We start from the raw sequence: 24,327 nt of genomic DNA on the forward strand, positions 1-24,327 counted from the left end.
GAGCGAATCATCAGGCGCAGTGCAATGGTGCCTCAGGACGGCACGGAGCGAAGCGGAGTGCCGGCATGAGCGATCGTCTGTGCACCGTCCTGCTCTACAGCGACGACCCGCAGGTCCGCGACCGGATGCGACTCGCCGTCGGCACCCGGCCCGCGCCCGGGCTGCTGATCGAGTTCGTCGACGCGTCCACCTACGCCGAGTGCGTCCGCCTGGTCGACGACTACGAGATCCACCTGATGCTGCTCGACGGTGAGGCCAGCCCGGGTGGCGGCATCGGCATCGCCCGCCAGATCAAGGACGACCGGGACGACGCTCCCCCGACGTGCGTGGTGATCGCCCGCGCCGCCGACCGATGGCTCGCGGCGTACGCCGAGGTCGACGCCACCCTGGTGCACCCGCTCGACCCGGTGACCACCGGCACGACGGTGGCCGAGCTGTTGCGGACGCACGCCCCCGCCTGAATTTCCGGCACCGGTTCCATCCCACCCGCACCTCGTACGCTCGGGAGACCCGCCATGGGCGATCGGACCTGGCCGCACCTCCTCGCCGCGCTGCTGCGCGGGGAGGAACTCTCCACCGCCGACACCGCCTGGGCCATGGGCGAGGTCATGTCCGGCTCGGCGACCCCGGCCCAGATCGCCGGCTTCGCCGTGGCGTTGCGGGCCAAGGGTGAGACCTCCGCCGAGCTGGCCGGTCTGGTGGAGGCGATGCTCGGCAAGGCCGTCCTGGTGGAGCTGCCCGAGGAGCTGCGCGCCAGCGCGCTGGACGTCGTCGGCACCGGCGGTGACCTCGCCCACACCGTCAACATCTCCACCATGGCCTCGCTGGTGGTGGCCGGCGCCGGAGTCCGCGTGGTCAAGCACGGCAACCGGGCGGCCTCCTCCTCCTGCGGCACCGCCGACGTGCTGGAGTTCCTCGGCGTACCGCTCGACCTCGGTCCCGAGGGCGTCGCCCGGTGCGTCGCCGAGGCGGGCATCGGCTTCTGCTTCGCGGCCCGGTTCCACCCCGGCATGCGGCACGCCGGCTCCACCCGTCGGGAGCTGGGCGTGCCCACCGCCTTCAACTTCCTCGGCCCGCTGACCAACCCGGCCCGCCCCCGGGCGGCCGCCGTGGGCTGTTTCGACGCCCGGATGGCCCCGGTGATGGCGGGCGTGTTCGCCGCCCGTGGCGACTCGGTGCTGGTGATGCGCGGCGAGGACGGGCTGGACGAGTTCACCACCGCCGCGCCGACCCGCGTCTGGGCCGTCCAGGACGGCACCGTGCGGGAGGCCGTGCTGGACGCGGTCGACCTCGGGGTGCCCCGGGCCACCCTCGCCGACCTGCGGGGCGCAGACGCGGCGTACAACGCCGGCGTGGTGCGTCGCCTGCTGGACGGCGAGAAGGGGCCGGTCCGCGACGCGGTCCTCGTCAACGCGGCGGCGGCGCTGGCCACCCAGGGGCCACTCGACGGCGACCTCACCGAGGCGCTGCGCGCCGGGCTGGACCGCGCCGCCGAGTCCATCGACTCCGGGGCCGCCGCCCGCACCCTCGCCCGCTGGATCGAGGTCGCCCGCGGCGCCTGAGCAGCCGCCGCACGCCCCGGGATTCCGCTCCCGCACCTCAGGACCGAAACAGATCTTGGTAGGAAACGGCCCTCCCAGGGGCCGCTTCGTACCAAGATCTCGTGATGCCGGAGCCGACAGACAGCCGGAAGCCGGGGTGGCGGGAAGTTGTCAGACCCGCGTGGAAAACTACAGCCGAGTAGTTCTCCGCTCTCGTCGTGTCCGACGGGAGCCCCCGGAGCGAGAGGAGACGCCCGTGTCGAGCCGCGAGTTGCACTGCGAGGTCTGCGAGGGCGTTCAGCCGTTCGAGGCCCCTCCCTGCGTCGACGACCACGGTGCCGACTGCCCCGAGCTGGCCTGCTCCGGCTGCGGAACAGCCGTGCTCATCGCCACGTTCACGTTCCAGGCAACGCGCCTGTCAGACCGGCGGCGCCGCCCGACGACGTCCCACCGCCACGCCGCCTGACGGATCACCGCCCCCGGCGCCCTCGGGCGTCCAACTCCGTGATCACGCTCGAACATGGAAGCGGTGGTCCCGCCACCACCGGGAGGGTCCTCCTTCCCGGATCGAGCGCGATCTCGAAGGGCACACCCCGCGCTGCCGGCCGACACGACGAGGCCCGCCTCCCCGGAACGGGGCGGCGGGCCTCGGTGCTGTCGTACGACCGGCGGGTCAGTGCTCGGCGGTGCGCCGGGTGCCGGTGTAGTACTCGAAGAGCAGGCCGCAGGTGGCGAAGGTGACCGCTACCAGGCCGAGGCCCACCAGCCACAGCTGCCAGAACACCAGGCCGAAGCCGGCGATCGAGGCGGCCAGCGCCAGGCCGAACGGCCAGTAGCTGCCCGGGCTGAAGAAGCCGATCTCGCCCGCGCCGTCGGCGATCTCAGCGTCCGGGCGGTCCTCCGGCCGCAGGTCGATACGGCGGGAGACGAACCAGAAGAAGCCACCGCACATGGTGCACAGCAGGAAGCTCAGCAGCAGAGCGACGGTGCCGACCCACTCGACCTGGCCATTCGCGTCCGCGGCGGTCCAGCCGCCGTAGAGGAAGGTCGCGAAGAGCAGGAACCCGGCGATGACCAGGAAGATGCGCCACTCGGTCTTCATGCCCGCTCCCTCAGTTTCCCGCGCCGGAGGCGCTGTCCGGGTTGAAGTTGGCGGTGTTGCGCCGCGTCTCGAACGGCCGGGTGGTCTGCGCGTACGGCGCCTCGCCGATGGCGGTCAGCGCGTCCTGCGTCGACCTGCCCTCCCGCTTGGCGGCGAGGAACTGGTCGTACTTCTCCGGCGAGACGACCCGCAGCTCGAAGTTCATGAAGGCGTGGTAGCTGCCGCACAGCTCGGCGCAGCGACCCACGTAGGCGCCCTCTTCCTCCAGCTTGGAGACCTCGAAGACGTTGCGGATCTTGCCCGGGAAGACGTCGCGCTTGAACAGCATCTCCGGCACCCAGAACGAGTGGATGACGTCGCGGCTGGTCTCCTCGAACCGGATCGACCGGTCGGTGGGGAGGACCAGGATCGGAATGACCTCGCTGGTGCCGAGCACGGAGGCGACCGTCTGGGCCTCGGGGCCCTGGCCGTCGCGGTAGTTGAACTGCCAGTTCCACTTGAAGGCCACCACCTCGACCGTCACGTCGGGGTTCTTGGTGGTGCGCACCACGTCCGTCTGCACGATCGCCGTGTAGTAGAAGAGCACGGAGACGATCAGGATCGGCGCGATGGTGTAGAGGAACTCCATCGGCATGTTGTAGCGGGTCTGCACGGGCAGCTCGTTGCCCCGCTTGCGGTACCGCACTACGCACCAGAAGATCAGGCCCCACACGAAGACGCCAACCGCGAGCGCGGCGATGCACGACGCGATCCACAGGTCGTACATGCGCTGGGCCTCGGGCGTGATGCCGCCCTGCGGCCAGCCGAAGCCGGCGAACGTCTTGCCGACGTCACAGCCCGTGAGCAGGACCAGCAGCGCCGCCCCGCCGAGACCGAGCCCGGCGAGCCGACCGGCACTCCGCCCCCGTCGCCGACCGGCTCCTGGGGAAGCGTTGTGCCGTACGACCGACGGCCGTACCTCCGAACTCCTTGCGACCACCTGGTCCTGCCTCCCTAGCGCGCCGCGGTGTCTGTCCTCGTCCTGCCGGTCTCCGCCGTGCGGAGCGGCAGCACCGCGGCAAAGGCGTCACCGACGGTCGCAGATTACTCGACCATGACGGGCCTGACCGTGTTGGGGTCACTGTCCGCCCCCATCGGGGGGATCTTGGGCATACCGGCGCGATACGTTGGCTTCCGTGAGCGCGAGGAGTGAGCCGGGGTTGCGAGCCCCGCAGTCGCGAACAGAGGTGGCACCGTGAGCGCGAGGAGTGAGCCGGGGTTGCGAGCCCCGCAGTCGCGAACAGAGGTGGCACCGTGAGCGCGAGGAGTGAGCCGGGGTTGCGAGCCCCGCAGTCGCGAACAGAGGTGGCACCGTGAGCGCGAGGAGTGAGCCGGGGTTGCGAGCCCCGCAGTCGCGAACAGAGGTGGCACCGTGAGCGCATCCCCGGTCTATCTGGACGCGGCCACCGCCGTGCCCCTGCATCCGGTCGCCCGCCAGGCGCTGCTGGCCGCGCTCGACGACGGCTGGGCCGACCCCGCGAAGCTGTACGGGCAGGCCCGCCGCGCCCGCCAGCTCCTCGACGCCGCCCGCGAGGCCACCGCGGTCACGCTCGGCGTCCGCGCCGACGAGGTGTCCTTCACCCCCAGCGGTACGGCGGCGGCGCACTCGGCGGTGCTCGGCGGCCTGGCCGGGCGACGCCGGGTCGGCCGCGCCCTGGTGCACTCGGCGATCGAGCACTCCGCGGTGCTGCACGCGGCGGAACGACACGTCGCCGAGGGCGGTACGGCGACGTCGGTCCCCGTGGACCGGCTGGGGCGGCTCGACCTGACGGCCTGGTCGGAGGCGGTACGCGCGCCCGGGGTGGCCCTGGCGGCGCTGATCGCCGCCAGTCACGAGGTGGGCACCGTCCAGCCGGTCGCCGAGGCGGCCGCGGCCTGCGCCGACGCGGGGGTGCCGCTGTCCGTGGACGCGGCGCAGGTGGTGGGCCGGATGCCGGTGCCGGCGGGCTGGTCGGTGCTGACCGCCAGCGCGCACAAGTGGGGCGGCCCGCCCGGCGTGGGGCTGCTGGTGGTGCGCAAGGGCACCCGCTGGGAGTCGCCGTGGCCGGCCGACGAACGGGAGTCGGGGCGTACGCCCGGGGTGGTGAACCTGCCGGCGGTGGTCGCGGCGGCGGCGAGCCTGCGCGCGGCGGCGGCCGACGCGGCGGCGGAGGCGGCCCGGCTGGCACCCCTGGTGGACCGGATCCGGGCGCGGGTCGCCGCGGAGGTGCCGGACGTCGAGGTGGTGGGTGATCCCGATCACCGGCTCCCGCACCTGGTGACCTTCTCCTGCCTGTACGTCGACGGCGAGGCGCTGCTGCACGCGCTGGACCGGCGCGGGTTCGCGGTGTCCTCCGGCTCGTCGTGCACGTCGTCGACACTGCGCCCGTCGCACGTGCTGGAGGCGATGGGGGTGCTCTCGCACGGCAACGTGCGGGTGTCCCTGCACCGGGAGACGACGACGGCGGAGGTGGAGCGGTTCCTCGCCGAACTGCCGGACATCGTGGCGGCACTGCGCGCCGAGGCGGGGGTGGTGGGGCTGTGACGTTCCCCGACGAGGTGCTCGACTGCCGGGGGCAGCGGTGCCCGCTGCCGGTCATCGCGGTCGCCCGCCGGCTGCCCGAGCTGCCCGTCGGGTCGGTGGTCCGGGTGCTGGCCGACGATCCGGCGGCGGCGGTGGACATCCCCGCCTGGTGCCGGATGCGCGGCCAGGAGTTCCTCGGCACCGTGCCCGGTCCGGACGGCCCCGGCTACGACGTCCGCCGCCAGCACTGAGGGGGTGTAAGGAAGGGCCCCTTCTTAACGCCTGCGGTAGAGGAAGGGCCCCCGCTCAACGGCCGAACCCGCCCGGTGCGGTACGCACGAGGCAGGTTCCGGCGGACGCCGTCGGGGGTTACGGCAGCAGGTGCGGCCGTACGTCCTCGGCCGCCCCGTCGCCGTACGACTCGGCGAGCCGCTTGACGAACAGGTCGCGGCGGACCTCGTACTCCTGGGTGCCCACGGTCTCCAGCACCAGGGTGGCGAGCAGGGACCCCACCTGGGCGGCCCGCTCCAGCCCGAGGCCCCACGACAGCGCGGTGAAGAAGCCGGCCCGGAAGCCGTCGCCGACGCCGGTCGGGTCGACCGCCCGGATCTCCCGCGCGATCGGTACGTAAATCGGGTCGACGTCGCGTCCCGCGATCTCCACGCCGTCCTTGCCCAGCGTGGTGACCCGCACCTTGACCAGGTCGAGGAGCTGGGCGTCGCTCAGGCCCGCCTTGCTCTGCAGCAGGGACTTCTCGTAGTCGTTGGTCATCAGGTAGTCGGCGCCCTCGATCAGCCCGACCACGTCCGTGCCCTCCATCCGGGCCAGCTGCTGGGACGGGTCGGCCGCGAACGCGTACCCCCGCTCCCGGCACTCGGCGGAGTGGCGCAGCATCGCCTCCGGGTCGTTCGCGCTGACAAGGACCAGGTCGAGGCCGTCCAGGCGGCGGGCGACCGGCTCCAGCTCGATGTTGCGCGCCTCACTCATCGCCCCCGCGTAGAAGGAGGCGATCTGGCACATGTCCGTGTCCGTGGTGCAGACGAAGCGGGCGGTGTGTGCGAGCTCGCTGACGTGCACCGAGTCGCAGTCCACCCCGTGGCGCTCCAGCCAGGAGCGGTAGTCGGCGAAGTCCGCGCCGACCGCGCCGATCAGGACCGGCCGCAGGCCGAGCTGACCCATGCCGAAGGCGATGTTGGCGGCGACACCACCGCGGCGCAGCACCAGGTCGTCGACCAGGAAGGAGAGCGACACCTTGTGCAGCTGGTCGGCGATGAGCTGGTCCGCGAAGCGGCCGGGGAAGCTCATCAGGTGGTCGGTGGCGATCGAGCCGGTCACGGCGATCTTCATGTCAGCCCTCGGGGTCGGGAGCACGGCGCCGGTCAGCCTACCGGCCGGGTCCGGGGCGTGGCCGCCGGTCGGTCGACCGGTGGACATCCGGGCGTCACCTCTGGGAAAACCCCCAGAACAAGACGGCGGGGCCGCCCCTCGAGGGGCGGCCCCGCCGCTTCTGGTCAGCTCGTCCGGTGCGGGCCGGCGAGCGGTCGACTCAGCTGAACGAGTCGCCGCAGGCGCAGGAGCTGCCCGCGTTCGGGTTGTCGATCGTGAAGCCCTGGGCGTCGATCCGGTCGGCGAAGTCGATGGTGGCGCCGGCCAGGTAGGGGGCGCTCATCCGGTCGACGACGACCTCGACACCGCCGAAGTCGGTGACGACGTCACCGTCGAGCGACCGCTCGTCGAAGAACAGCTGGTACCGCAGGCCGGAGCAGCCACCCGGCTGCACGGCGACCCGGAGCCGCAGGTCGTCGCGGCCTTCCTGCTCGATCAGGGCCTTGACCTTCTGCGCCGCGACGTCGGTGAGGACGATGGACGTGGGGGCCTTGGCCTCGGTCGACTCGGTCTGCGCTGGCGTGGTCACGTGGAAATCTCCCTGCGCGGTATGGGTCCGGACGCACTGGCCAACGTTCGCCGTCGCCCAGTATTCCCGGTGTGGTCCGTCTGTCGATCGTACGCCGCCTGCGGCGGGACGGCCCGGGTGGCGTGATCCGGACCGCAGGTTGCGCGATTTCCGGCCCGGGCGACCGTCAGCGGCTCCACTGCCGCGCCAGGCGGGTGCCCAGCGCCCGCAGGCCCTCGGCCGGCCGGCCCATCGCCGCCTCCACCCCACCGTGCTCCGCACCGCCGAAGTGGTCCACCAGGCTGTACGCCTCGGTCACCCCGGCCGCGGCGGCCTCCCGCCGCCCGGTGCTGACCCGGCCGGCCACCACCACGCAGGGCACCCCCCGGTCCCGGGCGGCCCCGGCCACCCCGGCGACGACCTTGCCGCGCAGCGACTGGTGGTCGAAGGACCCCTCACCGGTGATCACCAGGTCCACCTCGTCCAGCGCGGCGTCCAGCCCGATCGCCCGGTTGACCAGGCCGATGCCCGACTCGCACCGGCCACCCAGGGCGAGGATCGCCGCGCCGAGCCCACCGGCCGCGCCGCCGGCGGGCAGCGCGCCGAGGCCCGGCGGGCAGCCCGGCAGGTCGCGCTCCAGCACGCCGGCGAACCGCTCCAGCGCGGCGTCGAGCAGCAGCACGTCGGCCCGGTCGGCGCCCTTCTGCGGACCGAAGACGTTGCTCGCCCCGTGCAGACCGAGGAGCGGGTTGTCCACGTCCGTGGCGGCCACCAGCCGGGCTCCGCGCAGCCGGGGCGCGCCGTCGAGCGCGGCGACCGCGGCCAGCGCGGCACCCCCGTACGGCAGGGCGGCGCCGGTGGAGTCCAGCGGGGTCACGCCGAGCGCGGTGAGCATCCCGGCTCCGGCGTCGTTGGTGGCCGAACCACCCAGCCCGACCACGATCTGGCGCGCGCCGTGCTCCACCGCCGCCGCGACCAGCATCCCCAGCCCGTACGAGGTGGTGGTCTTCGGGTCGCGTTCGTCGGGCGTGAGCAGGTGCAGGCCGCACGCCTGGGCACATTCCAGATAGGCGGTCGCGCCGTCGGCGGTGAGGAGGATCTCACCGGCCGTCGGCCGGCCCAGCGGGTCGACCGTCGGCACCGGCACCCGGCGGGTGTCGAGCGCCTCGGCGAGGACGTCGAGGAAGCCGGGGCCACCGTCGGCGAGCGGCCGGATGAGCAGGTCGTCGGCGGTGGCGACCGTACGCCAGCCGTCGGCGACCGCGACGGCCACGTCGGGGGCGGACAACGTGCCCGCGAACTTGTCCGGACAGAGCAGCACGCGCATGCCCAGCAGTGTGGCAGCACACACCGGTGGAAGCTGCGGCGCGCCCGCGCTGTGGGACCATGGGGTACGTGACGTCGACCTGGCTAGAACCCTCCAACACCGCCACGGCACTGCTGCTCCTCGGCCGTGGCAGCGACCCCGCCACCGAGCGTGGCGTCGAGTGTCCGGGTGACCTGCCGGCCCCGAGCGACCCCGATCTGGTCGCCCGGGCGGCGGCGGCGAAGGCGAAGCTCGGCACCAGGGTGTTCGTGCTGGGGCACCACTACCAGCGCGACGAGGTGATCCAGTTCGCCGATGTGACCGGTGACTCGTTCAAGCTGGCCCGGGAGGCGGCGGCCCGCCCCGACGCGGAGTACATCGTCTTCTGCGGCGTGCACTTCATGGCCGAGAGCGCCGACATCCTGACCTCGGCCGCCCAGAAGGTGATCCTGCCGGACCTGGCCGCGGGCTGCTCGATGGCAGACATGGCCGTGCTGTCGCAGGTCGAGAAGGCGTGGGACGTGCTCAGCGACGTGGGCATCGCCGACCAGACCGTCCCGGTCACGTACATGAACTCCTCGGCGGACATCAAGGGCTTCGTCGGGCGCAACGGGGGTGTGGTCTGCACCTCGTCCAACGCCAAGCGCGCGCTGGACTGGGCGTACGAGCAGGGGTCGAAGGTGCTCTTCCTGCCCGATCAGCACCTGGGCCGCAACACGGCGGTGCTGGAGATGGGCCTCTCCCTCGACGACTGCGTGCTCTACGACCCGCACAAGCCGAACGGCGGGCTGACCCCGGAGCAGCTGCGCGACGCGAAGATGATCCTGTGGCGCGGGCACTGCTCGGTGCACGGGCGGTTCACCCTCGACAGCGTCAACGACGTGCGCGAGCGGGTGCCGGGCGTCAACGTGCTGGTGCACCCCGAGTGCCGGCACGAGGTGGTCAACGCCGCCGACTTCGTCGGCTCGACGGAGTACATTATCAAGGCGATCGAGGCGGCCCCGGCCGGCTCGTCGTGGGCGGTGGGCACCGAGCTGAACCTGGTCCGCCGGCTGGCGCTGGCCAACCCGGACAAGCAGATCATGTTCCTCGACAAGGCGGTCTGCTACTGCTCGACGATGAACCGGATCGACCTGCCGCACCTGGTGTGGGCGCTGGAGGAACTGGTCGCCGGTCGGGTGGTCAACCAGATCACGGTCGATGAGGACACCGCGCACCACGCCCGCGTGGCGCTGGACCAGATGCTCGCCCTTCCCGGAGCGGACACCCCGCCACCGAACGCCGGCTGACCACTCTCCGTAACTCCCTTGGTACGAGAAAGTGCCGGATCACCGATAAATGCCGTCGAGGGCGATGTGACCGGGTCCATTCTCGTCACGGAGGGCTATGCTGCCCAGGCGACGCGGGCCGCGTTTCACGGCCGCCCCGTTCCGGGTAGCAGGACACCTTGCCCCACCATCGACACGGCACCACCCGATGCGCTGCTGGAGGTTGCATTGACCGACGACGTCCTGGTCGTACACGGAGGCACTCCGCTCGAAGGGCGGATCCGCGTGCGCGGCGCGAAGAACCTGGTCTCGAAGGCGATGGTCGCCGCTCTGCTGGGTGACACCCCGAGCCGGCTCTACGACGTGCCGAAGATCCGTGACGTCGAGGTCGTCCGCGGGCTGCTCGGCCTGCACGGGGTGAAGGTCACCGACGGCGACGAGGACGGCGAGCTGGTCTTCGACCCCGCCAACGTGGAGAGCGCCAGCACCGACCAGATCAACGTGCACGCGGGCTCCAGCCGGATCCCGATCCTGTTCTGCGGCCCGCTGCTGCACCGCCTGGGCCACGCCTTCATCCCGGACCTCGGCGGCTGCCACATCGGCCCCCGGCCGATCGACTTCCACCTCCAGGCGCTGCGCGAGTTCGGCGCGACGGTGGAGAAGCGCCCCGAGGGCCTGCACCTGTCGGCGCCGAACGGACTGCACGGCACCAAGTTCTCCCTGCCGTATCCGAGCGTGGGCGCGACGGAGCAGGTGCTGCTGACCGCGGTGATGGCCGACGGCGTCACCGAGCTGCGCAACGCGGCGGTCGAGCCGGAGATCATCGACCTCATCTGCATCCTGCAGAAGATGGGCGCGATCATCAAGGTGCACACCGACCGGGTCATCGAGATCCAGGGCGTGCCGCGGCTGCACGGCTACAACCACCGGCCGATCCCGGACCGGATCGAGGCCGCGAGCTGGGCCGCCGCCGCGCTGGCCACCCGCGGGCACGTCGAGGTGCTCGGCGCGCAGCAGGCCGACATGATGACCTTCCTCAACATCTTCCGCTCCGTCGGCGGCGAGTACGAGGTCACCGACGCCCGCCCGCCGAAGCTGGGCGACCCCGGCCAGGAGGGCGGCATCCGGTTCTGGCACCCGGGCGGGGAGCTGAAGTCGGTCGCGCTGGAGACCGACGTGCACCCCGGCTTCATGACCGACTGGCAGCAGCCGCTGGTCGTGGCGCTCACCCAGGCGCGCGGCCTGTCGATCGTCCACGAGACCGTGTACGAGCAGCGGCTCGGCTACACCGAGGCGCTGAACACGATGGGCGCCAACATCCAGGTCTACCGGGACTGCCTCGGCGGCACCCCCTGCCGCTTCGGCCGGCGCAACTTCAAGCACTCGGCGGTCATCGCCGGGCCGAGCAAGCTGCACGCCGCCGACCTGGTGATCCCCGACCTGCGGGCCGGCTTCAGCCACCTGATCGCGGCGCTCGCCGCCGAGGGCACCTCCCGGGTGTACGGCGTCGACCTGATCAACCGTGGCTACGAGGACTTCGAGGCGAAGCTCGCCGATCTCGGCGCGCACGTCGAGCGTCCCTGACCCCGTTCGACCCGGCACCGGCGGGCCCTCATCGGCCGGCGCGGGTGTCTCCGGTCACGTCCCGTTCCCGCCCGGTGCACCGCGATGTGCACCGGGCGGTGGCGTTTGGCTACCCTTTCCGCGTGCCGTCGCTGTTTCGCCGCAAGTCCGCCGACCTCGCCGACGAGGCCGTCACCCCGGTGACGCCCGACGAGGAGTCCTCCTCCGCCCGCATCCGGGGCTACACCCCGGCCAAGGGCCGCGAGACGCCGAAGCGTCCCGCTGCCGGCCGGCGCCCCGTCGGCGCCACCAAGCCGCTCAGCAAGGAGGAGCAGCGGGCACTCCGTCGCCAGCTCCGCGCCGAGTCCGCGGCGGAGTTCCGGCGGGAGGGCGGGCCGCGCGACCGTGGCCCCGAGCGACTGCTGGCCCGCAACGTGGTCGACTCCCGGCGTACGGTCGGCACCTGGTTCTTCGGTGGGGCCCTGGTGGTGCTGATCGGCTCCAACCCGGGAATGCCCCCGGCGATCCAGCTCGCCTCCAACCTGATCTGGGGCGCCCTGGCGCTCGGCGTGATCCTGGACTCGGTCCTGATCTGCCGGAAGATCAAGAAGCTGGTCCGGGAGCGGTTCCCCAACACCGGCCAGCGGATGGGCTCCCTCTACCTGTACGCGATCATGCGCTCGATCACCTTCCGCAAGATGCGGACCCCCCAGCCGCAGGTCGCCATCGGCGACGCGGTCTGACCGTGCTGGTCCACCCCCTTCCCGCCCCGGGCGGGTGAGGGGGCGCGACTACGCGAGCTTGCGGTACAGGCGGGCCACCACGTCCTCGATGTCCGGTTCCACGATCGAGACGTCGCGCAGCCCGCCGAGCCCGGCCAGCCCGGCCACCACCTCGGCCACCCCCGCCGACTCCAGGGCGTACACCAGCCGGTGCCCGTCCGCCTCCACGCGGTGCAGGGTCGTGCCGGGCAGCACCGGCGGTCGGGGCGGCGCGGCGTCCAGGTCGACCACCACCAGCCGGCGCGAGCCGTACCGCTGGTGCAGCGCCGCGATCGACCCGTCGTGCACCACCCGCCCCTGGTCCACGACCACCAGCCGCGCGCACAGCCGCTCGATGTCGGCCAGGTCGTGGGTGGTCAGCACCAGGGTGGTGTCCCCCGCCCGGCCGAGCTCACCGAGGAAGCCACGGACCGCCTGCCTGCTCACCACGTCCAGGCCGATGGTGGGTTCGTCGAGGAAGAGCACCTCCGGGCCGTGCAGCAGAGCGGCCGTCAACTCGCCGCGCATCCGCTGGCCGAGGGAGAGCTGCCGGACCGGGACGTCCAGGAACCCGTCCAGGTCCAGCAGGCTCCGACAGCGCCGGAGCCGGGCGGCGTGGTCGCCGGCGGGCACCCGGTAGACGTGTCGGAGCAGCTCGAACGACTCGCGCAGCGGCAGGTCCCACCACAGCTGCGAACGCTGCCCGAAGACGACACCGACGCGCAGCGCCAGTCGGGTGCGCTCGGCGACCGGGCGCAGGCCGCAGACGCGGACCGCACCGCCGGAGGGCGACAGCACCCCGGTGAACATCTTCAACGTGGTGGACTTGCCCGCCCCGTTCGGCCCGATGTAGCCCAGCATCTCTCCCCGGGGCACCCGCAGGTCGATCCCGTCGACGGCGGTCACCAGCCGCTTCGCCCGGCGCCACCGACCGGTCTTCACCCGGACGGTGAAATCCTTGCGCAGCCCCTGGGCCTCGATCACGTTCTCGGTCACGATCCCGTACTCCGGTAGTGGCGGACACCCGTGCGCCAGGCCGCGGCGGCCAGCGCGGCGGCGACCAGCGCGACGGCAGGCGAGACCCAGCCGAGGAAGGCCGGCAGGCCGAGCGGGTCGGCCCGGCCGAGCAGGGCCAGCGCCGGGTGGTAGCTGACGAAGGCGAACCCCAGGCCGTACGCGAACAGCGTCCGGAACCACCCGCCGTAGACGGTGACCGGGTACGCGGTGAAGTCCCGGCCGCCGTAGGTGACCGAGTTGGCCAGCTCGCCCGAGTCGACCCACCAGAACGACACGGTGGCGGTCGCCACGAAGATCGACCCGAAGAACACCACCCCGGCCGCCGGGGCGAGGACCACCAGCAGCAGCCGCGCCGGCGTCCAGTCGATCGGCGCCGAGCCGACCGCCACCACCAGCACGGCGACGCCGAAGACGGCGCGGGAGACCTTGCGCAGCGGCAGGTCCATCAGCAGCAGTTGGGGCAGCGCGCCGAGCGGACGCACCAGTACCGCGTCGAAGAGCCCGGTCCGGACGTACCGGGGCAACCGCTCGATGTTGCCGACCAGCAGGTCCGCCACGGCGAAGGCGGACGTGGCGAGACCGACGACGACAAGCGTCTCGCGCAGCGTGAAGCCGCCCAGCTCACGGGTGACCCCGAAGATCACCAGGACGGTGACCACGTCGAAGACCGTGGACCCGACGTTGCCGACCAGGTCCACCACGAACGAGACCCGGTACGCGGTCTGCGACCGGGCCTGCGCGCCCAGCAGCGCCCGGTACGCCGTCAACCGTCCGCCGCCGCGTCGCACCGCCGTCCTGCCGGCGCCCGCCTCAGCCACCCTGCACCACCAGGTGGCGTTCCGCACGGCGCTGCACGAGCCGGCAGGCGACCAGGATCAGCACCGCCCAGGCGACCTGCACCGCCACCAGGCCGGCCTGGACACCGACCGGGTCCCGCTCGACGAGCACGTCCAGCGGCGTCTGGAGCAGGCTCGGGAAGGGGGTGCCGAGCCAGAGCGCGACCTGGAGCCACTCCGGCAGGAAGCGCAGCGGGAAGTAGAGACCGGCCAGCACGCCCGAGCAGACGGTCCAGAGGACCTGCGGACCCCGGGCGTCCTGGAGCCAGTACGCGGTCGCGTTGACCAGGAAGCGGCAGCCGAAGCAGAGCACGACGGCGACCACCACGGAGACCACGAACAGCGGCGCGGTGGACCAGCGGTGGGGCAGGTAGACCTCGAAGAAGAGCGGCCCGACGAGCACCGGTGGCACGAACCGCACCAGAGCGGCGTGACCGGCCCGGCCCAGGTCCGCCGCGAGGTGACTGGTGACCGGGTGCACCGGCCGGAGCAGGTCGCTCGCCACGTCGCCGGTGCGGATCCGGTCCGCCAGCTCGGTCCAGCCCCACAGCAGGATGACGGCGAGGAGGCCCTGGCTCACCCAGACGAAGGTGGCCAGCTGCCCCCGGTCGTAACCGGCCACCGTGCCCACGGTGCCGACCGCGGCGAGCAGCACGTAGCAGCGGAGGAAGCCGAAGACCACGTTGGTGACGACGCCGGCCAGCGAGGCCTGGCGGTAGGTGGCGTGCCGACGAAAGCCCGATCCGGTTATAGCCCTAAATGTCCGGAACCATAGGATAACGTTTGGGACGGTGGGCCGAGCCACAGTGGCGTTGAGCGAGCCCACGCCGCTACCCTCCTTCCGCAGCCACGCCATGCCGGAACGGGTGACCCTACCGGGGATGCGCGGCGCCCAGCGCGACAATTTGCAACGAGGTGACATCGCCGTGAGCGAGCGGACGCGAGCCGACCACCGGGGCGCGACCGTGAGCAAGCGGACGCCCGCCGGCACCGCCGGCGTCCCCGCTCGCGTCCGCCACCGGGGGTCCGCGCCGGTCACCGCCCGCGGCGACGGGTCGCCCGGATGAGTCGCGGATACGCCGACCGGTGGAACGATCCGGCCGAACCGTCCTGGGTGGTCGAGCCGACCAACGAGTGGCACCCCCAGTTCCCGGGTCAGCGCTACCCGGGTGACATCGGCGTCCAACACGCACCACCGCCCGCCCCCCGTGGCCGGGCGGCCGTCGGCCGGGCCGAGGTGCCGCCGCTGGCGCCCACCCGCCCGGACGGGACGTACGTCGGCCGGTCCTGGGACGACGATCCCGAGGGTTGGGCCGCGCGCCAGGACGGCGCCGTCGGCCGGCACGACGGGCAGCCGAACCGGCACGACAGCCGCACCGGGGGGCACGACGACCGCGGCGGGCGGTCCGACGACAACGACGGCCGGCGGTACGCCGACGAGCCGTACCGCCGGCGGCACGCGGAGCCCACCTGGTCGGACGACCGCGGCCGCCTGAGCGCACCCGAACCGCGTAACGGCCGGGGTGGCCCGGACCGGTCGGCACCGGCCCGACCGGTCGACGAGCACCGACCGCGCGAGCACGGCCGCGACCACCACGCACCCCGCCACGAACCGGTGGGGCGGGACCGCCCCGTCTCCCCCGCCGGCCACACCGAGCTCGGCTGGGTCCCCGAGCCGAACGAGGATCGGCCGCGCCGCCCCGAGGGGTACGAGCGGCCGGAGAACGGCCGCGGCCGGCGACCGGGCGAGGAGCCCCCGCGGACGCGCTATCCGTGGGGACGCGCCGAAGCCGAGCGCCGGGACCGCTCCCCGGACGAGCGCCGGGACCACACCCCGGACGGACGGTGGGACCGCGCACCCGACCCGGGGCGGGACCGCGGACCGGAGAGCCACGCCGGCCGGACGCCGGAGCGGCAGTGGGACCGTGGAGCCGACGGTTCCCGGGACCGGTCCGCGCCCGCACCGGACCGCGCGGCCCGAGGGCAGTGGGCGCCGGCGGACCGGCAGTGGGACCGTCCCGTGGACGGGCAGCGCGACCGGGCCGGCGAGCCCGGCGTACCCGTCGACCACCGGTCGCGCGCGGACCGGGACCGCCCCGGCCAGCCGCACCACGAGGCCGAGCAGCGCCGGCCCGACCCGGACGAGCGCTGGCGGTCGCGGGAGACGGCGGGCCGCGCCGAGACGTACCCGGACCGTCGCCCGCCCGAGACGGTCCGGCCGGCGGCGTACCGCGAGCCGGAGCCCCACCGCGACCCGCGCCGACCCGCGGACAGCCCCGCACGCGACGGCGCGCTGCCGTGGCCTCCGCCCGGCCCGGTCCGCCCTCCGTACGACGGGGACACCCCGCGCCGCGGCGAACCGCGCCCCGAGCACCGACGACCGGCCGAGCCCGTCGACCGGCCCCGCCACGGGAGCCGTCACGACGCCCCACCGCACCGCTACGACGAGCGACCCCACGGCCCGGGAACCCGCACCCCGGGGGCACCCGTCTCCCCCGCTCCCGTCTCCGGGGCGCCGGTGTCGCCCGCCCCGGCACGCGGCGGTGCCGCCGGCCCACCCGCCGCACCCCACCGGCCGGTGTCGCCCGCACCCGTGTCCAGCCCACCCGCCGCACCCGACCGGCCGGTGTCGCCCGCACCCGTGTCCAGCCCACCCGCCGCACCCGACCGGCCGGTGTCGCCGGCGGCGCGCACGCCCGTCTCCGGACCGCCGGTCGACGGCGGTCGCCGGCCGGTGCACGGCGCGGACGACCGGTTCCCGCACCGACGCGACGGCGCGGAAGGGGCCGGGCCGGTGGACGAGCCCGCGCCGGTGTCGGGTCCACCCGCCGCCCGGCTGCGCCTGGAGTTCCGTCCCGCACCCGTCGACGCGTCTCCGGCCGACGACGCGCCCGCCCCGCCGGCACCACCCCGTGCCGGCGTTTCCGGCACACCCGCCCCGCCGGCCGCCGACCGCCCGGCGTCCTCGGCACCGATCGGCCCGGGCATGCCACGGCCGTACGTCCCGCCACCGCCGTCCACGCAGCCACCGCCACCGCCGACGACCACGCCGCCGGGCACGGGCGTCGACGCCTGGTTCCGGCCCGCCCGGCCCACCGCCGAGAAGCCGGAGGAGCCCGTCCGTCCCGACGAGCCGGCGGCGGAGCCCACCCCGCGTGCGCCGGTCGAGGACGCCCCGGCCGCGTCCGCGCCTCCCGCCGTCGAGCCGGTCTCCGCGCCGCCGCTGTCCGCCACCGTCGCACCGGCGGCGGACACCCCGGACGTACCCGTGCCAACGCCCCCGGCCACTCCCGACCGGTCCGCCGACCGGGACGGACGTCCCGTGTCGGGCCCGCCGGCCACTCCCGCTCCCCGGTCGGCGCCGGTGTCGGCACCGCCCGGCCGTCCGACGTCCGGCCCGCCCTGGAACGTGGACCCCGTCTCCGGACCACCGGACAACTCCACCCACCCGGTCTCCGGTGCTGCGCCGTGGGAGACCGAGACCGACGACCTCGCCGGTCTGGTGCTCCCACCGCGCGCCGGCCCGGTCACCTCGACCCACCCGGTCTCCGGCCCACCCGGGGACGCCGCGACCGCCGAGCCGGTTCCGGCACGACCGGTCTCCGCACCACCGGCCGCGTCCGTGTCGGCGCCACCGGCATGGCGGGAGCCGGCCCGGCCGATCCCCGCGTCCTCCGGATCGCCGGAGGACGCGGCCACCGACGACGCGACGACCGCGCCACCTCCCCGTCCGGTGTCGGCGCCGCCGGTCGCCGCGCCGGTGTCCGCACCGCCGCACGCTCCGGTGTCCGCGCCGCCGCAGGCGCCGGTGTCGGCCGCGCCCTGGAACGCCGACCACGCCACCCCCGTCTCCGCACCGTACGTGCCGACCCCCGACGAACCGGCGCCCGAACCGGTCCCGGAACCCGAACCGGCCGCTCGGCCCGAGGAGACGGCCACGCCGGTCGTCCCGGTCTCCGCGCCGCCCGCTGCGCCCGTCCCGGCGCCGCCGGCCACACCGACGGCATCGGTCGAGGACGCCGCAGCCGAACCGGCGACACCGGTCGAGGACGCCCCGCCCGGAGCCGCCGAGCCGGTCGGGAGCACCCCGGCCGACGCCACGCCGACCGGGTCGAACGCGCCGGAGGTAGCCCCGGCGGAGTCGGTGACCGAACAGCCGGACCTCTCCCAGGGCGACCCCGAACAGGTACTGGCGAGCTACCGGTGGCGGCTCGACCCGGCGACGTTGCGCGAGGTGGTCGAGGACCCGGACCAGTTCCGGGTCGTCCGGCGCCGGCTGACCGAGAAGCTGGGCACCGCAGTCGACAACCGGTCCCGGGCGCGGCTGCTGAGCCTGCGGGCGGTGATGTCCCGGATCGTCGGCGACCTGGACGACGCGCTGGCCGACGGCCGCCTGGCGCTGACGTACGCGGAGGCGACCGGCGAGCTGCGCCGGACCTCGCTCGCCCAGGCGCGGCTGGCCCACGTACTGCGCTGGCGCGGGGAGTTCGCCGAGGCCGACCGCCTCTTCGCGCAGGCCAACTCCGAGGAGCTACCGGACCGGCTGCGGGCGGCGCTGCACGAGCACGCCGGCCGGTGCTGCTACGAACAGGGCCGGCTGATGGAGGCGTGCCACCACTTCGAGCGGGCGCTGGACCTGCGCGGCGCCGGGGACGCCGACCTGCTCGCCCGGATCCGGTTCAGCCTCGACGCGGTCGCGGAGCGGGCCGCGGAGGCCGGCTTCGGGCCGTACCCCCGAGGTCGTGACGAGGTGCTGGAGCGGGTGCGGCCCCCGGTGCCGGCACTCGACGGCGATCGCTGGGGTTACGCCGACGCCGACGGCGAGATGGTGGTCCCCGGCCGGTACGCGGAGGCGCAGCCCTTCCGCGACGGGGTCGCCTGGGTACGTCCGGTGGACGACGACCGGTGGGCGTTGATCGACCTGGCCGGTGAGACGGTGCTCCCGCCGACGTACCGGGTCGTCCGGCCGTTCTCCGACGGCCTGGCGTGGGTGTCGCAGGGAGAGCACGGCGGGTGGGGTGCGGTCGACACCACCGGCGAGCTGGCGGTGCCGCCGGGCTTCGCGGAGGTACGCCCGTTCCGGCGCGGCCTGGCCGCGGTACGACGGGAGGGCTGGGGTGCGGTCGACCGCACCGGCCGCATCGTGGTGCCCACCCGCTACCACGGGTTCGCCACGACCCTGGCCGACGGCCGGTACGTCGACGGCTTCACCGAGGAGGGGCTGGCCGTGGTGGACGTGGCCGGCCGGCGGGGCGTGGTGGACCGCACCGGCAAGCTGCTCGTCCCGCCGGTGCACCCGGTGCTGGTGGTCCACCCGGTGGCGTTCCTCGCCGGTGACGGCGCCGGACGCTGGGGTGCGCTGGACCGGCAGGGCCAGCCGCTGATCGACCCGGTCCACCGCAACCCCGACGACGTCGTCGGGGAGATCGAGCGGCTGCTCACCGACACCAGTCCGGTGCTGTGAGCCGCCGTACCGGGTGACGGTGATCGGGCCGGGCTAGGGTCGGGGAATGGAATTCCGACACCTGGGCCGATCCGGCCTGATGGTCAGCGAGATCTCGTACGGAAACTGGATCACCCACGGGTCACAGGTCGAGGAGGACGCGGCGTTCGCCTGCGTCCGGGCCGCCCTGGACGCCGGTATCACCACCTTCGACACCGCCGACGTGTACGCCGGCACCCGCGCCGAGGACGTGCTGGGTCGCGCGTTGCAGGGCGAGCGGCGCGAGGGGCTGGAGATCTTCACCAAGGTGTACTGGCCCACCGGGCCCGGCCGCAACGACCGGGGCCTGTCCCGCAAGCACATCATGGAGTCGATCAACGGCTCGCTACGCCGGCTGCGCACCGACTACGTCGACCTCTACCAGGCCCACCGGTACGACTACAGCACCCCGCTGGAGGAGACGATGGAGGCGTTCGCCGACGTCGTCCACTCCGGCAAGGCGCACTACATCGGCGTCTCCGAGTGGAAGGCGTCGCAGATCCGCGAGGCACACGGGCTCGCCCGGGAGCTGCGGATCCCGCTGGTGTCCAACCAGCCGCAGTACTCGATGCTCTGGCGGGTCATCGAGACCGAGGTCGTACCGACCAGCGAGGAGCTGGGCGTCGGTCAGATCGTGTGGTCGCCGATGGCCCAGGGCGTGCTCTCCGGCAAGTACCTGCCGGGTCAGCCGCCGCCGGCCGGGTCCCGCGCCACCGACGAGAAGTCGGGCGCCGGCTTCATCGCGCAGTGGCTGACCGACGACGTGCTCACCCGGGTGCAGCGGCTCAAGCCGCTGGCCGAGCAGGCCGGGCTCAGCATGGCCCAGCTCGCGATCGCCTGGGTCCTGCAGAACCCGAACGTGTCGTCGGCGATCGTCGGCGCGTCCCGTCCCGAGCAGGTGCACGACAACGTCAAGGCCGCCGGCGTGAAGCTGGACGCGGACCTGTTGAAGGCGATCGACGAGATCGTCGAGCCGATCACCGAGCGCGACCCGTCGCGCACCGAGTCGCCGGCCCAGCGCCCGTGACCGGTCCCGGTCCGGCCGGCCGTCAGGCCGGCCGGACCGGGGTCACGCCTGCCAGAAGCGGATGAGGTCCAGGCCCAGGGCGTAGAGGCCGGACGGCAGGCCGAGCAGGTCACCGACGGCGAAGACCGCGCCGAAGAACGCGCCGCCGATCTGCGGGTTCCACAGCAGCACGAAGAGCAGGATGAAGCCGTACGGGGCGAACAGGTCGTACATCCGGCGGTACGGCGGGCTCAGCCAGGGCTGGATCATGTTGCCACCGTCCAGGCCGGGCACCGGCAGCAGGTTGAGCACGCTCGCGGTCAGCTGGAGGAACGCCAGCAGGGCCAGCGCCGCCCAGAACTCCACCGGGCCGCTCCCGCCCGTACCGAACCCCACCACCGCGACCAGCACCAGCGTGAACACCACGTTGGTGGCCGGGCCGGCGAGGCTGACCAGGCTGTGCCGCAGCCGCCCGGGGATCGCGTGCCGGTCCACCCAGACCGCCCCGCCCGGCAGGCCGATGCCGCCGAGCAGCACCACCGCCACCGGCAGCGCGATGGACAGCAGCGGGTGGCTGTACTTCAACGGGTTCAGGGTCAGGTAGCCCCGGTGGGCCACGCTCCGGTCGCCGGCCCGGAACGCCACGATCGCGTGCGCGTACTCGTGCAAGCAGAGCGACACCAGCCACCCGGAGACGACGAACAGGAACACGTCGAGCCGGACGTTGCCGTACCGGTTCCAGGTGAGCACCCCACTGGTGGCGAAGAGCGCCACCAGGGCGAGGAAGACCGGGCTGGGCCGGAACGCCGCCCGCGGCACCCCGAGCAGCAGCGGCTCGCCGCCGGGACGGTCGTCGGCCATCACTCCGCCGGCGGCAGCAGGCTCATCCGGTAGTCCACCCGGTCGTCCTCGACGAGCGCGACCGAGGTGACGCCGGACGCCGCGAGCTCGCGCCAGGCCTGGCCGATCCAGGACTCGGCGTCCGCCTGGCTGCTGAACGACTCCGTCGGTCCCTCCACCGCCTCGCCGTTCGTGCCCTCGTACCGCCAGCTCCACGCCATGTGCGCGTCTCCCCTCGCCGCCGTCCCGTCCGGGACGCCCCTGCCAGCGTAGTCCGTGATCCACCGTGACGGCCGGGGCCGGCCCCGGCGGGGGTGACGACCGGGGCGGTGACGGCCGCTGATGTCGTCGGCGGCCCGGGCGGCTCGCGGGAACGTGCGGACGGGCCGGACGGGACCGTCCCCGGCGTCGCCCGACCGGGCACCTCACCGGCGGGACACCGCCCGCTGGCTCTAAGGTACGGGGCATGTCCGTTGACGGGTGGAACACGGTCCTGGTGCTGGGCGGCATCCGGTCCGGCAAGTCCGAGTTCGCCGAGTCCCTGGTCGCCGAGGCCCCCACCGTCCGCTACGTGGCCACGGCCGCCGACGCGGACACCGACGACGCGGAGTGGGCCGCCCGGCTGGCGGCACACCGTGACCGCCGCCCGGAGACCTGGACCACCGAGGAGACCGCCCGGGACCCGCGCCGGCTCGCGGATGTGATCGCCTCCGCCGGGCCGAACGAGACGCTGCTCGTCGACGACCTGGGCGGGTGGGTGACCGTCCTGCTCGACCCGGCTTACCAGCCGGCCGACGACACCGCCACCATCGCCGAGCTGGCCACCGCGATCCGCGACTGCGCGGCGAAGCTGGTGCTGGTCAGCCCCGAGGTGGGGCTGTCCCTGGTGCCCACGACGCCCCTCGGTCGGGTCTTCACCGACGCCCTCGGCGCGGCCAACCGGGCGGTCGCGGACGCCTGCGACGCGGTCGTGCTGGTGGTGGCCGGCCAGCCGGCGTGGCTCAAGCCCGCCGCGCCCCGCCCGGTCACCGTGCCGGCCCAGGGCGGCGCGGCCGCCACCGCGGGCAACGGCGCCACGTCCGCTCCCGCGCACGCCGCGCCGGACCACGCCGCGCTGCCGGACGTGCTCACCCCGACCGTCCCGCCGGCGCCGGCCGCGCCGGCCGACGCCGGTTCGCCCTGGTCGGCCCCGACCATGGCGCTGCCGATGGTCGCCACCGGCCTGGTGATCCAGCCGGGCATGGAACTGCCGATGCCCGACGAGTACGCGGGCCCGCAGGCGGTGGACCGCCTCGCCACCCTGGACGTCCCCGGCGCCGGCCTGGGCGTGCTGGACCGGGTGGTCGGCTTCGCCGCCGCCACCCAGGGCACCACGACCCCGGTCCCGTGGGACTCCGTGCGGGTCCTGCTGGTGCACGGCGACCACGCCGGGGGCGCCGCCGCCGGCACGGTTGCCGGAGAGTCGGCCCGGCGGGCCCGGCAGGCCCGCGCCGGGAAGGGGGCGCTGGCCCGGCTCGCCGCCGAGTCCGGCGCCAGCCTCCAGGTGGTGGACGCCCCGACGGCCAATCCGATCGAGAACGAGCCGGCGCTGACCCCGGAGCAGGTCGAGTCGGCGCTGCGGCACGGCTGGCGGCTCGCCGAGCAGGCCGCCGACGCGGGCGTACGCCTGCTGGTGCTGGGGGCGTGCGGCGCCGGCACCGAGGCCGCCGCGGCGGCGGTGCTGGCCGCGACGGCCGGCGCGGAACCGCCGACGGTGCTGGGCCGGGTGGTCACCGACACCGGGGAGTACGACGACGCGGCGTGGATGGTCCGCTGCGCGTCCGTCCGCGACGCGCTGCACCGCACCCGGCGGTCCCCGCGCGGCGCCAAGGACGTGCTGGCCGAGCTAGGCGGCGGCGACATCGCCGTGGCGACCGGCGTGCTGCTCGGCGCGACCGCCCGCCGGGTGCCGGTCATGCTGGACGGCCCGGTCGGCGTGGCCGCCGGCATGGTCAGCCGCGACCTCGCCGGGCAGGCCCGGCACTGGTGCCTGCTCGCCGACCACGGCGGGCACCCGGCCGTCCGGCTCGCCGCCGACGTGCTGGGCCTGACCCCGCTGCTGGACCTGCGCCTCGACCTGGGCGAGGGCGCCAACGCGCTGGCCGTGCTGCCGCTGCTGCGCTCGGTGCTGGCCCTGGCCGCCGCGCTGCCGGTCCACCCGTCGCTGGGCGGCGGGAACGACTCCGACGAGCCGGAGGAGACCGACGAGCCGGACTTCCGCGAGCCGGAGCCGGCCGGGCCGGGCCCCGCCAGCACCGAGCCGGAGCCCGAGCCGGCGGACCCGACCGGCTGGCGTGCCGGCTGAGTCGCGGTTCGGCGACGGGGCGCGGCTGGCGCTGACCACGTTCAGCACCCTGCCGGTACGCGCCGGCCGGGTCGACCGGGCGGCGGCGGGTACGGCGATGGCGCTCGCCCCGGCGGTCGGCGCGCTGCTCGGCGCCGCACTCGCCGGGCTGCTGCTGCTCCTCGGTGCGCTGGCGCCGCCGCTGGTCACCGCCGGTGTGACGGTCGGCGCGGGTGCGCTGCTCACCCGGGGGCTGCACCTGGACGGGCTGGCCGACACCGTGGACGCCCTCGGGTCGTACCGGCGGGGGGCCGCCGCGCTGGAGATCATGAAGAAGCCGGACGTCGGCCCGTTCGGCGTGGTCGCGCTGGTGGTCGTACTCCTGGTGCAGACCGCGACCCTCGCGGAGCTGGCGGGTCGGTCATGGCCGGCGACGCTCGCGGCGGTGGTGACCGCCACCGCGGCCGGGCGGCTCGGCGTGGCGGTGGCCTGCCGGCGCGGGGTGCCGGCGGCCCGGCCCGAGGGCCTCGGTGCGCTGGTCGCCGGCACCGTCGGGCCGGTCGCGCTGGTCGCCGGGACGGCCGGCGTCGCGCTGGTGGCGCTCGCGGCGGTGCCGGGCCGCCCGTGGCAGGGGCCGCTCGCCGTCGCCGTCGCGCTCGCCGTCGCGGTGGGGCTGCTCCGACACGTGGTACGCCGGCTCGGCGGGATCACCGGTGACGTGCTCGGCGCGACCGTCGAGGCGGTCACCACGCTGGTCTACCTGGGAGTGGTGCTGTCCGGCTGAGGGGTGCCCGGAGCGCCGGGTAGCGTCTGGATCGACAGCACCGCGGCCACCCCGGGGGACGA

23 protein-coding genes are annotated in these 24,327 nt (G+C 74.4%); 13 read left to right on the forward strand and 10 right to left on the reverse strand.

The genetic code is table 11. The features are described from left to right. Positions 1–65: 65 nt before the first annotated feature. The 3 genes from ACTMSW_RS05375 to ACTMSW_RS05385 all read left to right on the forward strand — a co-directional run bounded on the left by ACTMSW_RS05375 (position 66) and on the right by ACTMSW_RS05385 (position 2,007). The gene (locus ACTMSW_RS05375) at positions 66–461 is read left to right on the forward strand and encodes a hypothetical protein (protein WP_441179305.1); all 396 of its coding nucleotides are present in this window, start codon (positions 66–68) and stop codon (positions 459–461) included. A 54-nt stretch (positions 462–515) separates the two neighbouring features. Beyond that, positions 516–1,562 (forward strand): anthranilate phosphoribosyltransferase, encoded by a 1,047-nt coding sequence (gene trpD, locus ACTMSW_RS05380; RefSeq protein ID WP_441179306.1) that lies wholly within the window; start codon positions 516–518, stop codon positions 1,560–1,562. Positions 1,563–1,797: 235 nt separating this feature from the next. Next, positions 1,798–2,007, forward strand: a complete 210-nt coding sequence (locus ACTMSW_RS05385) for a hypothetical protein (protein ID WP_441179307.1) — start codon at positions 1,798–1,800, stop codon at positions 2,005–2,007. Positions 2,008–2,214: 207 nt separating this feature from the next. Here the strand turns inward: ACTMSW_RS05385 and ACTMSW_RS05390 are convergent, their stop codons facing one another. Both ACTMSW_RS05390 and ctaC read right to left on the reverse strand, forming a co-directional pair. Next, entirely contained in the window at positions 2,215–2,643 is a 429-nt protein-coding gene (locus tag ACTMSW_RS05390; RefSeq protein WP_441179308.1) for a cytochrome c oxidase subunit 4, read from the reverse strand. Positions 2,644–2,653: 10 nt separating this feature from the next. Further along, positions 2,654–3,622 carry an aa3-type cytochrome oxidase subunit II gene (ctaC, locus tag ACTMSW_RS05395; RefSeq protein WP_441179309.1) on the reverse strand — a complete coding sequence of 323 codons (969 nt, stop codon included), beginning with the start codon at positions 3,620–3,622 and terminating at the stop codon, positions 2,654–2,656. Positions 3,623–4,054: 432 nt separating this feature from the next. Here ctaC and ACTMSW_RS05400 point away from each other — a divergent pair, with 432 nt between their 5' ends. Further along, positions 4,055–5,206 carry a cysteine desulfurase family protein gene (locus tag ACTMSW_RS05400; protein ID WP_441179310.1) on the forward strand — a complete coding sequence of 384 codons (1,152 nt, stop codon included), beginning with the start codon at positions 4,055–4,057 and terminating at the stop codon, positions 5,204–5,206. Beyond that, on the forward strand, positions 5,203–5,436 hold the full coding sequence (locus ACTMSW_RS05405; RefSeq protein WP_441179311.1) for a sulfurtransferase TusA family protein: 234 nt from the start codon (positions 5,203–5,205) through the stop codon (positions 5,434–5,436). Before ACTMSW_RS05400 ends, ACTMSW_RS05405 begins: the two co-directional genes overlap by 4 nt. A gap of 118 nt (positions 5,437–5,554) precedes the next feature. On the opposite strand, the gene ACTMSW_RS05410 is transcribed toward ACTMSW_RS05405, so the two are convergent. From ACTMSW_RS05410 to ACTMSW_RS05420, 3 genes are all read right to left on the reverse strand, one after another. Then, positions 5,555–6,532: a carbohydrate kinase family protein gene (locus ACTMSW_RS05410; RefSeq protein WP_441179673.1), complete on the reverse strand. Its 978-nt coding sequence runs from the start codon at positions 6,530–6,532 to the stop codon at positions 5,555–5,557. Between the two features lie 199 nt (positions 6,533–6,731). Then, complete coding sequence (gene erpA / locus ACTMSW_RS05415) at positions 6,732–7,100, reverse strand: iron-sulfur cluster insertion protein ErpA (RefSeq protein ID WP_441179312.1); 369 nt, start codon at positions 7,098–7,100, stop codon at positions 6,732–6,734. A gap of 166 nt (positions 7,101–7,266) precedes the next feature. Next, complete coding sequence (locus ACTMSW_RS05420; protein ID WP_441179313.1) at positions 7,267–8,406, reverse strand: glycerate kinase family protein; 1,140 nt, start codon at positions 8,404–8,406, stop codon at positions 7,267–7,269. 68 nt (positions 8,407–8,474) lie between these two features. Between ACTMSW_RS05420 and nadA the strand changes: the two genes are divergently transcribed. The 3 genes from nadA to ACTMSW_RS05435 all read left to right on the forward strand — a co-directional run bounded on the left by nadA (position 8,475) and on the right by ACTMSW_RS05435 (position 11,959). Beyond that, positions 8,475–9,674, forward strand: coding sequence for a quinolinate synthase NadA (nadA, locus tag ACTMSW_RS05425; RefSeq protein WP_441179314.1), 1,200 nt, complete (start codon positions 8,475–8,477; stop codon positions 9,672–9,674). Between the two features lie 207 nt (positions 9,675–9,881). Further along, complete coding sequence (murA, locus tag ACTMSW_RS05430; protein WP_441179315.1) at positions 9,882–11,237, forward strand: UDP-N-acetylglucosamine 1-carboxyvinyltransferase; 1,356 nt, start codon at positions 9,882–9,884, stop codon at positions 11,235–11,237. A gap of 122 nt (positions 11,238–11,359) precedes the next feature. Continuing rightward, positions 11,360–11,959, forward strand: coding sequence for a DUF3043 domain-containing protein (locus tag ACTMSW_RS05435; RefSeq protein ID WP_441179316.1), 600 nt, complete (start codon positions 11,360–11,362; stop codon positions 11,957–11,959). Positions 11,960–12,007: 48 nt separating this feature from the next. On the opposite strand, the gene ACTMSW_RS05440 is transcribed toward ACTMSW_RS05435, so the two are convergent. The 3 genes from ACTMSW_RS05440 to ACTMSW_RS05450 are packed head-to-tail and all read right to left on the reverse strand — an operon-like array spanning position 12,008 to position 14,656. Then, positions 12,008–12,973: an ABC transporter ATP-binding protein gene (locus ACTMSW_RS05440; RefSeq protein ID WP_441179317.1), complete on the reverse strand. Its 966-nt coding sequence runs from the start codon at positions 12,971–12,973 to the stop codon at positions 12,008–12,010. Beyond that, entirely contained in the window at positions 12,970–13,812 is an 843-nt protein-coding gene (locus ACTMSW_RS05445; RefSeq protein ID WP_441179318.1) for an ABC transporter permease, read from the reverse strand. Before ACTMSW_RS05445 ends, ACTMSW_RS05440 begins: the two co-directional genes overlap by 4 nt. Further along, a complete protein-coding gene (locus ACTMSW_RS05450) occupies positions 13,805–14,656 on the reverse strand; it encodes an ABC transporter permease (protein ID WP_441179674.1) in 852 nt (283 codons plus the stop codon). Before ACTMSW_RS05450 ends, ACTMSW_RS05445 begins: the two co-directional genes overlap by 8 nt. On the opposite strand from ACTMSW_RS05450, the gene ACTMSW_RS05455 reads away from it, so the two are divergent. The 3 genes from ACTMSW_RS05455 to ACTMSW_RS05465 are packed head-to-tail and all read left to right on the forward strand — an operon-like array spanning position 14,622 to position 20,339. After that, positions 14,622–14,897, forward strand: coding sequence for a hypothetical protein (locus tag ACTMSW_RS05455; protein WP_441179694.1), 276 nt, complete (start codon positions 14,622–14,624; stop codon positions 14,895–14,897). The two genes, ACTMSW_RS05450 and ACTMSW_RS05455, sit on opposite strands and share 35 nt — an antisense overlap. Beyond that, positions 14,894–19,294, forward strand: a complete 4,401-nt coding sequence (locus ACTMSW_RS05460; RefSeq protein WP_441179319.1) for a WG repeat-containing protein — start codon at positions 14,894–14,896, stop codon at positions 19,292–19,294. The genes ACTMSW_RS05455 and ACTMSW_RS05460 overlap by 4 nt, the downstream gene beginning before the upstream one ends. Positions 19,295–19,340: 46 nt before the next feature. After that, on the forward strand, positions 19,341–20,339 hold the full coding sequence (locus tag ACTMSW_RS05465) for an aldo/keto reductase family protein (protein ID WP_441179320.1): 999 nt from the start codon (positions 19,341–19,343) through the stop codon (positions 20,337–20,339). 42 nt (positions 20,340–20,381) lie between these two features. Here ACTMSW_RS05465 and ACTMSW_RS05470 read toward each other — a convergent pair whose 3' ends face one another. Both ACTMSW_RS05470 and ACTMSW_RS05475 read right to left on the reverse strand, forming a co-directional pair. Next, entirely contained in the window at positions 20,382–21,179 is a 798-nt protein-coding gene (locus tag ACTMSW_RS05470) for a site-2 protease family protein (protein ID WP_441179321.1), read from the reverse strand. Beyond that, positions 21,179–21,379 carry a hypothetical protein gene (locus ACTMSW_RS05475; RefSeq protein ID WP_441179322.1) on the reverse strand — a complete coding sequence of 67 codons (201 nt, stop codon included), beginning with the start codon at positions 21,377–21,379 and terminating at the stop codon, positions 21,179–21,181. Before ACTMSW_RS05475 ends, ACTMSW_RS05470 begins: the two co-directional genes overlap by 1 nt. 245 nt (positions 21,380–21,624) lie before the next feature. Here ACTMSW_RS05475 and ACTMSW_RS05480 point away from each other — a divergent pair, with 245 nt between their 5' ends. Both ACTMSW_RS05480 and ACTMSW_RS05485 read left to right on the forward strand, forming a co-directional pair. Further along, complete coding sequence (locus tag ACTMSW_RS05480) at positions 21,625–23,502, forward strand: bifunctional adenosylcobinamide kinase/adenosylcobinamide-phosphate guanylyltransferase (protein WP_441179323.1); 1,878 nt, start codon at positions 21,625–21,627, stop codon at positions 23,500–23,502. Next, complete coding sequence (locus ACTMSW_RS05485; protein WP_441179324.1) at positions 23,492–24,265, forward strand: adenosylcobinamide-GDP ribazoletransferase; 774 nt, start codon at positions 23,492–23,494, stop codon at positions 24,263–24,265. The genes ACTMSW_RS05480 and ACTMSW_RS05485 overlap by 11 nt, the downstream gene beginning before the upstream one ends. The last annotated feature ends 62 nt before the right edge of the window (positions 24,266–24,327 follow it).

Origin of the sequence: Micromonospora sp. BQ11 (assembly GCF_052068135.1) — a bacterium.
In the GTDB taxonomy this organism is placed as follows: Bacteria; Actinomycetota; Actinomycetes; order Mycobacteriales; family Micromonosporaceae; genus Micromonospora.

What these genes read in the sequence shown, in the direction of transcription:
- ACTMSW_RS05475 (WP_441179322.1), bottom strand. Translation starts at nt 21,379, where the DNA reads ATGGCGTGGAGCTGGCGGTACGAGGGCACGAACGGCGAGGCGGTGGAG.
- trpD (WP_441179306.1), top strand. Translation starts at nt 516, where the DNA reads ATGGGCGATCGGACCTGGCCGCACCTCCTCGCCGCGCTGCTGCGCGGG.
- ACTMSW_RS05420 (WP_441179313.1), bottom strand. Translation starts at nt 8,406, where the DNA reads ATGCGCGTGCTGCTCTGTCCGGACAAGTTCGCGGGCACGTTGTCCGCC.
- ACTMSW_RS05375 (WP_441179305.1), top strand. Translation starts at nt 66, where the DNA reads ATGAGCGATCGTCTGTGCACCGTCCTGCTCTACAGCGACGACCCGCAG.
- ACTMSW_RS05390 (WP_441179308.1), bottom strand. Translation starts at nt 2,643, where the DNA reads ATGAAGACCGAGTGGCGCATCTTCCTGGTCATCGCCGGGTTCCTGCTC.
- ACTMSW_RS05480 (WP_441179323.1), top strand. Translation starts at nt 21,625, where the DNA reads ATGTCCGTTGACGGGTGGAACACGGTCCTGGTGCTGGGCGGCATCCGG.
- ACTMSW_RS05470 (WP_441179321.1), bottom strand. Translation starts at nt 21,179, where the DNA reads ATGGCCGACGACCGTCCCGGCGGCGAGCCGCTGCTGCTCGGGGTGCCG.
- ACTMSW_RS05465 (WP_441179320.1), top strand. Translation starts at nt 19,341, where the DNA reads ATGGAATTCCGACACCTGGGCCGATCCGGCCTGATGGTCAGCGAGATC.
- ACTMSW_RS05410 (WP_441179673.1), bottom strand. Translation starts at nt 6,532, where the DNA reads ATGAAGATCGCCGTGACCGGCTCGATCGCCACCGACCACCTGATGAGC.
- ACTMSW_RS05460 (WP_441179319.1), top strand. Translation starts at nt 14,894, where the DNA reads ATGAGTCGCGGATACGCCGACCGGTGGAACGATCCGGCCGAACCGTCC.